The organism is Pseudothauera hydrothermalis (genome assembly GCF_003345255.1).
Lineage (GTDB): Bacteria > Pseudomonadota > Gammaproteobacteria > Burkholderiales > Rhodocyclaceae > Pseudothauera > Pseudothauera hydrothermalis.
Window position 1 is genome coordinate 1 of sequence record NZ_CP029331.1, and the last position, 12,680, is coordinate 12,680.

12 protein-coding genes are annotated in these 12,680 nt (G+C 59.7%); 5 read left to right on the forward strand and 7 right to left on the reverse strand.

Annotated features, from left to right (window positions below):
* The 3 genes from dnaA (at position 1) to gyrB (ending at position 5,195) form a co-directional block, all read left to right on the forward strand.
* Complete coding sequence (dnaA, locus tag DIE29_RS00005) at positions 1-1,434, forward strand: chromosomal replication initiator protein DnaA (RefSeq protein WP_114648849.1); 1,434 nt, start codon at positions 1-3, stop codon at positions 1,432-1,434.
* A gap of 33 nt (positions 1,435-1,467) precedes the next feature.
* Positions 1,468-2,577 (forward strand): DNA polymerase III subunit beta, encoded by a 1,110-nt coding sequence (gene dnaN / locus DIE29_RS00010; RefSeq protein WP_114648850.1) that lies wholly within the window; start codon positions 1,468-1,470, stop codon positions 2,575-2,577.
* Between the two features lie 125 nt (positions 2,578-2,702).
* Entirely contained in the window at positions 2,703-5,195 is a 2,493-nt protein-coding gene (gyrB, locus tag DIE29_RS00015) for a DNA topoisomerase (ATP-hydrolyzing) subunit B (protein WP_114648851.1), read from the forward strand.
* A 36-nt stretch (positions 5,196-5,231) separates the two neighbouring features.
* On the opposite strand, the gene DIE29_RS00020 is transcribed toward gyrB, so the two are convergent.
* From DIE29_RS00020 to DIE29_RS00030, 3 genes are all read right to left on the reverse strand, one after another.
* Complete coding sequence (locus tag DIE29_RS00020) at positions 5,232-5,567, reverse strand: hypothetical protein (RefSeq protein WP_108080926.1); 336 nt, start codon at positions 5,565-5,567, stop codon at positions 5,232-5,234.
* Positions 5,568-5,718: 151 nt separating this feature from the next.
* The gene (locus DIE29_RS00025) at positions 5,719-6,672 is read right to left on the reverse strand and encodes an AEC family transporter (RefSeq protein WP_114648852.1); all 954 of its coding nucleotides are present in this window, start codon (positions 6,670-6,672) and stop codon (positions 5,719-5,721) included.
* A gap of 19 nt (positions 6,673-6,691) precedes the next feature.
* Positions 6,692-6,919: a DUF2798 domain-containing protein gene (locus DIE29_RS00030; RefSeq protein ID WP_108080928.1), complete on the reverse strand. Its 228-nt coding sequence runs from the start codon at positions 6,917-6,919 to the stop codon at positions 6,692-6,694.
* A gap of 211 nt (positions 6,920-7,130) precedes the next feature.
* On the opposite strand from DIE29_RS00030, the gene DIE29_RS00035 reads away from it, so the two are divergent.
* Entirely contained in the window at positions 7,131-8,744 is a 1,614-nt protein-coding gene (locus DIE29_RS00035; RefSeq protein ID WP_108080929.1) for a peptide chain release factor 3, read from the forward strand.
* A gap of 51 nt (positions 8,745-8,795) precedes the next feature.
* Here DIE29_RS00035 and DIE29_RS00040 read toward each other — a convergent pair whose 3' ends face one another.
* The 4 genes from DIE29_RS00040 to DIE29_RS00055 all read right to left on the reverse strand — a co-directional run bounded on the left by DIE29_RS00040 (position 8,796) and on the right by DIE29_RS00055 (position 11,670).
* Positions 8,796-9,659, reverse strand: coding sequence for an SPFH domain-containing protein (locus DIE29_RS00040; protein WP_205409747.1), 864 nt, complete (start codon positions 9,657-9,659; stop codon positions 8,796-8,798).
* A gap of 17 nt (positions 9,660-9,676) precedes the next feature.
* Entirely contained in the window at positions 9,677-10,120 is a 444-nt protein-coding gene (locus DIE29_RS00045; RefSeq protein ID WP_237269473.1) for an NfeD family protein, read from the reverse strand.
* Between the two features lie 41 nt (positions 10,121-10,161).
* Entirely contained in the window at positions 10,162-11,112 is a 951-nt protein-coding gene (locus DIE29_RS00050) for a recombination-associated protein RdgC (protein WP_114648855.1), read from the reverse strand.
* A 90-nt stretch (positions 11,113-11,202) separates the two neighbouring features.
* On the reverse strand, positions 11,203-11,670 hold the full coding sequence (locus DIE29_RS00055; protein ID WP_114648856.1) for an SRPBCC family protein: 468 nt from the start codon (positions 11,668-11,670) through the stop codon (positions 11,203-11,205).
* Positions 11,671-11,744: 74 nt separating this feature from the next.
* Here DIE29_RS00055 and DIE29_RS00060 point away from each other — a divergent pair, with 74 nt between their 5' ends.
* Positions 11,745-12,458, forward strand: a complete 714-nt coding sequence (locus tag DIE29_RS00060) for a pseudouridine synthase (protein WP_114648857.1) — start codon at positions 11,745-11,747, stop codon at positions 12,456-12,458.
* Positions 12,459-12,680 lie beyond the last annotated feature (222 nt).

Genomic DNA, 12,680 nt, shown 5'->3' on the forward strand with positions numbered 1-12,680 from the left:
GTGAGCCAAGACTTCTGGTCCTTCTGCCTGTCGCGTCTCGAGCAGGAATTGCCCGCCCAGCAGTACAACACCTGGATCAAGGCACTTTCGGCCCGAGAAACGCACACCGCAGACGAACCCCGCATCGCTTTGCAGGCACCCAACCGTTTCGTGCTGCAATGGGTGCGCGAACGCTACCTGCGTCGCATCGTCGAGCTGGCCGCCGAGTTCTACGGTTGCGACCCGTCGATCGAACTCACCCTGCCGCCAGCCGGCAGCCCGCGTCCGGCGGTTTCGGCAAAACCGGCAACCGGATCGATCTCGGCCGCCAACATGCCCACCCCGGTCGGTGCCACCGCTGCCGCGGCACCCGTAGTGGTCAGTCCCCAGCCGGAACCCGAACCGGACATCTCGGCCGCCGACCTGGCTTACGAAAGAACCCGGCTGAATCCCGACTTCACCTTCGATACCCTGGTCACCGGCCGCGCCAACGATCTGGCCCGCGCAGCGGCGATGCAGGTGGCGCAAAACCCCGGCACCTCCTACAACCCGCTGTTCGTCTATGGCGGCGTGGGCCTGGGCAAGACCCACCTGATCCACGCCATCGGTAACGCGGTGCTGCGCCACAATCCGCGCGCCATGGTGCGCTATGTGCATGCCGAGGATTACTACGCAGACATGGTGCGCGCGCTGCAGCAAAACAGCCACGACGCCTTCAAGCGCTACTATCGCTCACTCGACCTCTTGCTGATCGACGACATCCAGTTCTTCAACCGCAAGAACCGCACCCAGGAAGAGTTCTTCCACGCCTTCAACGCGCTCACCGAGGCCAAGAAACAGATCGTCATCACTTGTGACACCTATCCCAAGGACGTGCAAGGCCTCGAAGACCGCCTGATCTCGCGCTTCGACTGGGGCCTCACGGTGCAAATCGAGCCTCCCGAGTTGGAGATGCGGGTTGCCATCCTGAAGAAAAAGGCCGAGGCGCTGCGTGTTACGGTCGACGACGATGTCGCCTTTCTGATCGCCAAAAATCTGCGTTCCAATGTGCGCGAGCTCGAGGGTGCGTTGAACAAGGTCGTGGCCTTCGCGCGCTTCAACGGGCGCGCTATCTCACTGGAAGTGGCCAAGGAAGCGTTGAAAGATCTGCTCAACGCCCACAACCGGCAACTCACCATCGAGCACATCCAGAAAACCGTGGCCGACTACTACAAGATCAAGGTCGCCGACATGCATTCGAAAAATCGCACCCGGGTGGTCGCGCGTCCGCGTCAGGTGGCGATGTGGTTGGCCAAGGAGCTCACCCCGATGTCGCTGCCGGCCATCGGCGAAGCTTTCGGCGGACGCGACCATACTACGGTGCTTCATGCGTACCGCACCATCGCCGAGCTGCGCTTGAGCGATGCGCAACTCAATCATGACGTTCATGTGCTGACCCAGGTTTTGCGCGGTTAAGCCCTCCGATCAACCTTTCTACAAAAAGACGCCATGCTCCTGCTCAACACCACCCGCGACGCCCTGTTGGCCCCGCTGCAATCGGTGGCCGGCATCGTCGAAAAGCGCCACACCCTGCCGATTCTGTCGAACGTGCTGATCGAAAAACAGGGCGATACCCTGACCCTGCTGGCCACCGACATCGAAATTCAGATCCGCACCACCACTGCCGGACACCAAGACGGAACGGATGCTGCCATTACCGTCGGAGCACGCAAGTTGCAGGACATTCTGCGCGCCCTGCCGGACTCGGCCATGGTGTCGATACTGCTCGACGACAAGCGTCTGACCGTAAAGGCCGGCAAAAGCCGCTTTGCGCTGCAGACCCTGCCGGCGGCCGACTATCCGCGTATGAGCCTGGCCGACGGCGACACCGTGCGCCTGACCCTCAGCCAGCGTACCTTCAAACGCCAGCTCGCCCAGGTGGCTTACGCCATGGCGCAGCAGGACATTCGCTACTATCTCAACGGCTTGCTGGTGATCGCAGATGGCGGCGAGCTGCGTATGGTGGCCACCGACGGCCACCGTTTGGCCTATGCCGCCAGCACACTGGAACAACCGGTCGAACAACGTACCGAAGCCATTTTGCCGCGCAAAACCGTGCTCGAACTGTCCCGTCAGCTTGCCGACAGCGACGATCCGCTGGAAGTCCAGCTCGCTGGCAATCAGGTGGTATTCCGCTTCGGTGCCATCGAACTGATCTCCAAGCTGATCGACGGCAAGTTCCCCGACTACGAGCGCGTGATTCCGCAAAACCACCCGCGCATGATCACCTTTGAGCGGGTGTCGCTGTTGGCCGCGCTGCAGCGGGCGGCCATTCTCACCTCCGACAAGTTCCGCGGTGTGCGTTTGGTCATCGGCGACGGCAGCCTGAAGATCGTGTCGACCAACACCGAACAGGAAGAGGCAGTCGAAGAATTGGAAATCGATTACCACGACCTGCCGCTGGACATTGGCTTTAACGTCACCTATCTGCTCGACGTGATGAACAACCTGTCATCCGAAAAAGTGGAGTGGCGCTTCAACGATGGCACCTCCAGCGCGCTGATCACCCTGCCTGGCAACGAGCATTTCAAGTACGTGGTGATGCCGATGCGCATTTGAGCGCGCTAAAAACCACCTGGGCCGCAAGGCCGCGGCCCGTCTTCCTGCACCAGGCAATGCAGGCGAGCCCACTGCTGAACCACCTCCGCGCAGCACTCGTTCTCTGGTAAAACCCAAAAAAGACCATGTCCGAACAGCACAACACGCCCACGACCTCTGCCAACGTCTATGACGAGTCCAGCATTCAGCAACTCGAAGGGCTCGAAGCCGTACGCAAGCGCCCGGGTATGTACATTGGTGACACCTCGGACGGCACCGGTTTGCATCACATGGTGTTCGAAGTGGTCGACAACGCCATTGACGAAGCCTTGGCCGGCCACTGCGATGAAATCGTGGTCACCATTCACGCCGACAACTCCATCTCGGTGGCCGACAACGGCCGCGGCATTCCGGTCGGCATCAAAATGGACGACAAGCACGAGCCCAAGCGCTCGGCAGCGGAAATCGTCATGTGCGTGCTGCATGCCGGTGGCAAATTCAACCAGAACAGTTACAAAGTCTCAGGCGGTCTGCACGGTGTGGGCGTGTCCTGCGTCAACGCCCTATCCAAGTGGCTGCGCCTGACCATCCGTCGCGATGGCAAAAAACATTTCATGGAATTCCGTCGTGGGGTGCCGGTCGATCGCGTCATCGAAGTGGTCGACGGCGTACAAGTCTCCCCTTTGCGCGTCACCGGTGAGACCACCAAGCGCGGCACCGAACTGCATTTCCTTGCCGATGAGGAAATCTTTGGCACCGTCGAATTTCACTACGAAATCCTCGCCAAACGCCTGCGCGAACTTTCCTTTCTCAACAACGGCGTCAAAATCCGCCTGATCGATCAGCGCACCGGCAAGGAAGAAGATTTTGCCTTTGCCGGTGGCGTGCGCGGCTTCGTGGAATTCATCAACCGCACCAAAACCGTGCTCCACCCGACGGTGTTTTACGCCGAAGGCAGCACCCGCATTCCCACCGGCGCAGGTCACGAGGCCGAACTGACGGTTGAAGTCGCCATGCAATGGAACGACAGCTACCAGGAACAGGTGCTGTGCTTTACCAACAACATCCCTCAGTCCGACGGCGGCACCCACCTCACCGGTCTGCGCGCCGCCATGACCCGGGTGATCAACAAATACATTGAAGAGAACGAGATCGCCAAAAAGGCCAAGGTCGACATCACCGGCGACGATATGCGCGAAGGTCTGGCCTGCGTGCTCTCGGTGAAGATGCCCGACCCCAAATTCGCCAGCCAGACCAAGATGAAGCTGGTGTCTTCCGAAGCACGTCCGGCAGTCGAAGAAGTGGTGGCCGGAAAACTGACCGACTTTCTGTTGGAAAACCCGATCGACGCCAAAACCATTTGCAACAAGATCGTCGAAGCCGCGCGAGCCCGTGATGCCGCCCGCAAGGCGCGCGAGATGACCCGCCGTAAAGGCGTGCTCGACGGTATTGGTCTGCCCGGCAAACTTGCCGACTGTCAGGAAAAAGACCCTGCGCTGTGCGAACTCTACCTGGTGGAGGGCGACTCGGCCGGCGGCTCGGCCAAGCAGGGCCGCGACCGCAAGTTTCAAGCGATCCTGCCGCTCAAGGGCAAGATTCTCAACGTTGAAAAAGCCCGCTTCGACAAGCTATTGCAAAGCCAGGAGATCGCCACACTGATCACCGCGCTCGGCACCGGCATCGGCAAAGACGATTACAAGCCCGAAAAGCTACGTTACCACCGCATCATCATCATGACCGACGCCGACGTCGATGGGGCGCATATCCGCACCCTGCTGCTCACCTTCTTCTACCGCCAAATGCCCGAACTGGTCGAGCGCGGCCACATCTACATCGCCCAACCGCCGCTCTACAAGATCAAGCACGGCAAAACCGAGCTCTACATCAAAGACGACCACGAGCTCAATAACCACCTGCTCAAGCTTGCCCTCGACGGCGCTGCGCTGCTGCCGCGCGAAGGCGCCGAACCGATTGCCGATGAAGCCCTGGGCGGCTTGGCACGCAGCTACCTGCTCGCCGAAGCGGTCACCCGGCGGTTGTCCGGCCTGATCGACCCGGAAGTGCTGCAGGTGATGCTGGCGCACAACATCGAAGTCAGCCTGGCCGACCAAGCTGCCGCACAAGCCTCCGCCGCCCGGATCCGCACCCATCTGCCCGATGGCATTGGCATCCGCGCCGAGTTCCATGATGAGACCGAAGCCTGGCGCCTGGTCATCGAACGCCTGCATCACGGTAACCGCAAGTTTGGCTGGATAGAGGAAGACTTCCTGGTCTCCAGTGACTACCGCAGCATCCGCAACGCCTCGGAGGCCATTGCCGGCCTGATCGGCCCCGGTGCCGAAATCCGCCGCGGGGATAAGCGCCAGCCGGTCACCCGCTTTGCCGATGCCATCGGCTGGCTGCTCAGTGAAGTCGAACGCGGCCTGACCAAACAGCGCTACAAGGGCCTGGGCGAAATGAACCCGGAGCAGTTGTGGGAGACCACCATGGACCCGGCGGTACGTCGCCTGTTGCGTGTTCAGATCGATGACGCCATCGCCGCCGACGAGATCTTCACCACGCTCATGGGCGACGATGTCGAGCCGCGTCGCGCCTTCATCGAAAACAACGCCCTGTACGCCCAAAACATCGACGTCTGAACACGCGGCGCCGGCCATTGGGCCGCGCGCGGGGGTTCAGCGTGGCTTGTGCACCTCTTGCTCTTCGCGTACTTCGCGAATCACCTCGCCTTCGATCACCACACCGCCGCCCGGTGCTGCGCGTCGTGGCGCTCGATTACGCATTTCGTACATTTGACTGCGCAATGCCCGGGTCTTCCACATGAACCAGCCCCAAAACACCGCGCCCACGGTGAGCAACACCGCAAACAACACCACTGAAAACATCAACGCCAACACGAACACGGCGCCAGTAACCACAGCCGCAACGATTTTCTGCCACAGGCTGAGCGGCTTACCGGAAGAAACAAAAACACGCCCGTAGCCAAATGGGCGGCGATAATTGGATGGCATGTCGATCCTTGTTTGGCTGCGTCATCGACGCGATGAAAAGTACGATTGTGAGTGCCGGCGGAGCGAAAAATTCCTCTCCTGATCGGTTTACCGATCACGCCTGCAAGCTCGCGCAGTCCGACAATAGCCTCAACCTACGCCAGACCCGCACTCAGATCATGCCCAGGACGCGTAACAGGGTAATACCGGCACTGGTGGTGAGCAATGAACCGACTGTGGTCAGTGCGACGATGTTGGCCGCCAGCGGTGCATTGCCGCCCATCGCGCGCACCATCACATAGCTGGCCGCGGCGGTTGGTGCCGAGGACATCAAGAGCAGCACGCCCAGCTCGATGCCGTGCAAACCGATCGCCACGCCGCCTGCCACGAACAGCAGCGGAATCGCCACCAGCTTGGCGACCGCGGCAAACAATGTGCTCGACAACTGGTCGCGCAAGCTGCGGAAATTGAGCGCAGCCCCGGTACATAGCAGGGCTAGCGGCAGGGTCAGGTCGGCGAAGTATTGCCCGGATTTCAACACGATTTGCGGCAGTTCCAGCCCACTTACCGACACCAGCAACCCGGCCAGGATACCGATGATCAGCGGATTGGTGGCGATGCCGCGCAGCATGCGCCCAATACCGCCTCCTCCACGCTGCAATGAGCGCTGCAAGGTAATGACCGACAACACATTGAACAAAATGGTGACCAAACCCAGGTACAGGGAGGCGGCGACCAACCCGGCTTCGCCATAAGCATTCACACAGTAGGCCAGGCCGATGATGCCCATATTGGAGCGGAACGCACCTTGGACCACCACACCACGGTCGCGTGCCGGTTCAATAAAACGTGCGGCCAACCATTCCAGCAACAGGAACACCACACAGGTAGCCGCCATACCGTAGCCCACCAGCACAAAATTGGCCGTCTCACCGATATGGGTCTGACTGATGCTGATAAACAGCAGCGCCGGCAGGGCGATATTGAATACCAACCGCGACCCGCTATCGACGAAGGCGTCGGTCAGCATGCCGATGCGTAGCAGCAGCACGCCCGCGCCAAGGATGACGAAAATCGGCCCGGTGACTGAGAACGAAAACGCCAGGATGTGCAGAAAATCGTTCATCCGTTCGCCTACCGGCCGTTCATCGCGCCAGTGCTGCCAGAATGCGCTGCGTCAGGCGTGCAGCAATCGGCAGGGCAATGTAGGCTGCCATCACTGCCAACGGCCAGGCGATCGCAAAGGCCCGTGCCCACAAAGCCAGAAAATCCGGACGCAGGCCAAGGTTGATGAGAGTAATCACCGCGGTCATCAAGAACGACATGATGGTCGCCATGATCACGGGTTGGATATGCTGGGGCTTGAGTTTCATAGTGTGATCCGGTCGCGGCCGGCATCTGTACGCAAAGTTGTCTATTGTGAGCGCTTTAGGCTGCCGCGCGCATCCGCAAAACCACCGAGTGGGTACCATTCAAAGCGCTAATCGACTGATTTTTTGCTAGAATTGCTAACACTTTGCCGCCTGCCCGGCTGGTCTGTGCCAGCGAGCCGGCGGTTTCGCTTTTTTCGCCGTCCGCACACCGATGACCGACACGCCTTCCCCCTACCCGCCCGAGCTGATGCGTGACGTTGCCCGTCGTCGCACGTTTGCCATCATTTCCCACCCCGACGCCGGTAAAACCACACTGACCGAAAAGCTGCTGCTCTTTGGCGGCGCAATCCAGCTCGCCGGCACCGTCAAAGCGCGCAAAAGCGCGCGCCATGCCACCTCGGACTGGATGGAGGTGGAAAAACAACGCGGCATCTCGGTGACCAGCTCGGTGATGCAGTTCGACTATCAGGACCACACCATCAACCTGCTCGACACGCCGGGCCACGAGGATTTTTCGGAAGACACCTATCGTGTGCTCACCGCAGTAGATGCCGCGGTCATGGTCATCGACGCCGCCAAGGGCGTGGAAGCGCAGACTATTAAACTACTTGAAGTCTGCCGCTTGCGCGACACCCCCATCATCACCTTCGTCAATAAGCTCGACCGCGAAGTGCGCGAGCCTTTCGATCTGCTCGCCGAAATCGAGGATGTGTTAAAGATCCAGTGCGCCCCGGTAACCTGGCCGCTGGGTATGGGCAAGGCCTTCCGCGGGGTGTACCACTTGCTAGAAGACCGTGTGCTGCGCTTTACACCGGGTGAAGAACGACGCACCGAGGCGGAAGTCATCCAGGGACTGACCAATCCCCAACTGGACGCGCTGTTTCCGATGGAAGTCGGCCCATTGCGCGAGGATGTGGCACTGATCCAGGGTGCCTCCAATCCGTTCATGTTGGATGAATTTCTCGCCGGCAAACAGACACCGGTTTTTTTCGGTTCCGGTATCAATAACTTCGGCGTCCAAGAAATCCTGCAGGCTTTGATCGATTGGGCGCCACCGCCACAGCCGCGGGATGCCGGCAGCCGTTGGGTACACCCGGCCGAAGAAAAGTTTTCCGGTTTCGTGTTCAAGATCCAGGCCAATATGGATCCCAAACACCGCGACCGCATCGCGTTTTTCCGCATTTGCTCCGGGCGTTATCAATCCGGCATGAAGGTCAGACATGTGCGCGCCGGCCGCGACATCAAGCTTGCCAATGCACTCACCTTCATGGCCAACGAGCGGGTGTTGAAGGATGACGGTGTGGCCGGCGACATCATCGGCATTCACAATCATGGCCAATTGCAGATCGGCGACACTTTGACCGAGGGCGAAGTGCTCGGCTTCAAAGGCATTCCCTATTTCTCGCCGGAACTATTCCGCGCGGCGCGCCTGCGCGATCCGCTGAAATCCAAACAGTTGCAAAAAGGTCTGCAAGAACTGGGCGAGGAAGGTGCGATTCAGGTTTTTGAGCTGGAAGGCGGCAACATGCTGCTGGGCGCGGTCGGCATGCTGCAATTCGAAGTGGTCGCCCAACGTTTGAAGGACGAATACAAGGTCGATGCGATCTTCGAGCCGGCCGACATTTACACCGCTCGCTGGCTGACCTTCCCGGATGAACTCACTCGACGCAACTTCGAACGAGAACAAGCGATGCGGATGGGCAAGGATGTGGACGGCAACCCGGTGTATCTGGCCAGCAGCCGTTACAACCTGGAGGTCACCATGGAAAAATGGCCGAAGGTGGGTTTCCACGCCACCCGCGAACACGGCCAGGTGCTGAGCTGAAAATTCCGCCGACCGGCAAAAAACACAGCCCCTGCTCGCAATGGCGGCCGTTCAGGCGCGACCGCCCAACTTGCCGATCAGCCCGCGCAGGGTCTCCTGCAGGTCGGCAGGCAGCACCACGATGCGCGAATTCTCGGAATCGCCGAGTTTTTCCAGCGCGGCAATGTATTTTTCTCCTAGCAGATAAAGCATCGGCGTAGTCTGTTCGCCAATGCTGGCGGTCACCCGGCGGATGGACTCGGCCGAAGCCTCGGCCAGCATGACCTGCGCATTGGCGTCGCGCTTGGCCGCTTCCAGGCGCGCTTCGGCTTCCAGAATGGCCGCCTGTTTTTCGCCTTCGGCCTTGGTCACCGCGGCTTTACGCTCGCGCTCGGCGGCCGCCTGCATTTCCATGGCGCGCTGCATCGACTCAGAAGGCTTGATATCCTGAATTTCCACCGACTTCACAGTTAACCCCCAGTCCACCGCTTCGTCGGCAATGCTCTCACGTAGCCGCGCCTTGATTTTGTCGCGCGAAGACAATGCCTCGTCCAGCTCCATTTCGCCAACGATCGAGCGCAGCGTGGTCATGATCAGGTTGCGGATGGCCTCGGAAAAGTCGGTGACCCCATAGACCGCCTTGACCGGATCGGTCACTTTGACGAAGGCAATGGCGTTGGTCAGGATCACCGCGTTGTCCCGGGTAATGACCTCCTGCTCCTGGACATCGAGAATGATGTCCTTGGTGACCAACTTGTAAGCCACCCTGTCCAGATAAGGAATGAGGATGTTCAGCCCGGGGCGCAGCGTAGCGTGATACTTGCCCAGACGCTCGACGATCCACTCCTCGCCCTGAGCCACCAGACGCACTCCCTTGGCAATCGTCACCAGCACGAATACCAAAATGGCGATAGCGATGAACAATCCTTCCGACATGAACACTCCCCAAAGACTCAGACCTTGCCCACTTTGACCAGACTGCCTTCCACGCTGAGCACTTTCACCCGTTCTCCTGCGGCAATCTCGGTGTCGGCCAAGCACGTCCATTCATCCGAGCCCAAGATGGGGCGCTGAAAACGCACCCGGCCACGTTGGAAAGGCGCCACCGACCCAACCAAAAGCCCGACCTCGCCAATGGCTTCGCCACTTGAGGTACCGGCCAGCGTTTTGTTTTGTGAGCGACGGAAAACCCTGAACCACAGCAGCGCCATTGCCACCGAGGCCATTACCCACAAGCCGATCTGCACTGCCAGGTCGAGCTGCGGGCCGATCAGCACAACCAGGCCGACCAGTATGGCGCCCAAACCAAACCAGATGATGTAGAAGGCCGGAATCGCCAGCTCCAGCAACACCAGCCCAAGACCGGCAAGCAGCCAGTACCACCATTGAAAGATCATCGGAGTACTCATTCCATGATGCTAGCGCATCTTGCTGCGCATCAGAATGGCGGATCATAGGCCATCGCCGGCATTGCCGACGCTGGCGGCAGCGCGGCCTTCAATTCGCCGCCCAGCGCTTCGACCAAAGCCGGCAGCAGCAGGCGCAACTCCCCGGTCATCAACGCGAAGCCTGCATCGAACAGTGCCTGGGCGTCGGTTTCCTTGTCGTCGAGCTGCTCGCGTACCACGTCAAGAAATTGCAGCCGCTTGATCTCGGTTTTTTCGGTCAACACAAAGCTCACCCGGTCGTCGAAAGTCAGCGCCAGCCGGGTAGGCAGTTTGCCAGCGGCCAAGTGCGCACGCACATCTTCGCCGTCCAGCGCATGGCGCACATAGCGCACCGCGGCTTTTTCATCAACCACCGAGCGCAGCTCGGCATCCTGGTCGATGGTGAAGTTGCCCGGCGCCTCGCCGCCGGCCAGCCAATCGGCCATCGCTGCCACCGGACCGCGTTCGGTACGCACCAACGACAACGGTAGCGCATCCAACGTTTGGCGCAACACTTCGAGCAAATCTTCAGCGCGGGTCTGGCTGGGCGCATCCACCCCCAGCCAGCCGTCCACCGGGTCGATCCACGCATACATCTTACGCCGCCGGGTAAAGGCGCGCGGCATCAGCTCCTGCTGCACCGCCTCCCGCAGTGCTTTCATCTGCTTGCGGCCGGGTTTGTAGCCCTGTTGCGCGGCAATCTCCTCTGCCCGCTCCTCGGCCACCTGACGCACAACGGAGGCCGGCAACAGCCGCTGCTCGATGCCGAGCGCAATCAACCACTGGCCGCCAACCGAGTGCACCAACTGCTCACTACCAATCGGCGACACCCAGCCGCGCGACTGCGGCTCCTGGCTGGCGCAAGGTAAAAAGCGCCGGCGCGCAAGTTGCGCATCGAGCGCTTCCAGGCCAATGTTCCACGGCGCCGGCAGGCGATAGATCTGTAGATTCTTGAACCACATAGATTGACTTATCGATTCTGGCTGGTGCTGGCAAACGAAACGCCTGTGCGGTACACCACAACAAGCGGGGGATAGCAATCAAGGTTTTGGTTACTGAAGTCGGCCGGCGGCGGCAATCATACGAATGACCCGCACGGTATCCAGATCGGATTCGTGATAGGCCGAACGTACGATCTGCGCCACCTGCGCATCCTCGTGCGCCGTTTCAGGCAAGGTGGTTGCGTACTGAAAACGCAAAAAAATTTCACCGGGTTGCGGCTCTTCGATACCGATGGTCAGACTGCCGCCGGCATGCTCGGCCGTGGGTGCGGATTCAAAGCGCATCCACTGCAAGGCTTGGTAGCTGACCCGGTCTTCGACCACTGCGCCGCCAAAGTGCAGCTCGCGCACCAAAGTGCTTTCGCCGCGCTCGCGGATCACGCAACGTTCCAGCCCCGGAAGAAAAGGCCGCGGATCCTCGGCCCGGCATAGCAGACCAAACCAGACTTCCTCACGGCTCAGCCGCGGTTGTGCCGGATCGGTAAGATCATTGACCTGAACCAAATGCTCAAACCTCATGCGCGCTCCATTGTATTGCGGCCGACAGTGTACCGTGATCATGGAAACGATGAGACGCGTTCTACAATCCTGCCATGAGACTCGAACGCATACTCCATTCCCAAGGTTTCGGCTCGCGCAAGGCCTGTCGCAGCATGATCCGCAACGGCCGGGTACGCCTTGCCGGCCGCATCATTGACGATCCGTTCGCTGAATTGTCCACCGAAGAGCTTGTTTTCACCGTCGATGAACAAACATGGTCTTACCGTGACAAGGCTTATCTGGTGCTGAATAAACCTGCCGGCTATGAGTGCTCTCATCGGCCGCAATGTCATCCCAGCGTGTTTGCTTTGTTACCCGCGCCACTGGTGGCACGTGGTGTGCAATGTGTTGGCCGGTTGGATCAGGATACCGCCGGGTTGTTGCTGCTCTCGGATGACGGCCAATTCATTCATCGCTGGAGCTCTGGCAAGAAAAACGTACCAAAGGTCTATGAAGCGAGCACTGCCGAGGCGGTGACCGATGCGCAAATCCAGGCTTTGCTGAGCGGCGTGCACCTGAATGGCGAACCGACGCCCGTCCATGCCGTGGCGTGTGAGCGCGTGGCCGAAAATACCTTACGCTTGACCGTGACCGAGGGCAAATACCATCAGATCAAACGCATGGTGGCAGCGGCTGGAAACCATGTCGAACGACTGCACCGCAGCAAAATCGGCGGCTTTGCTTTACCGTCCGATTTGGCGCGCGGCCAATGGCGTTGGCTGACCAATGCTGATGTTGCTGCGCTGGGGGCGTTTGTTTCGCCATAGGCAAGTGACTTCCGCTACACGCCAGGCTGAGTCATGGTGCACGCTGCAAGGCCGATGGCAGGATGTTTTGCGAGAGCGCCGGTTTTCTTTCTATTTTGAAGTCTTATATAAAAGACAAAGATGTAAATAGTTGTCCAAATTCTGTGGATAAGTCTTCGATCGACTTGTTATACCCGGACGTTAGTCATTTGATAAACAGTTGGTAACCCCACTGGACGGTTG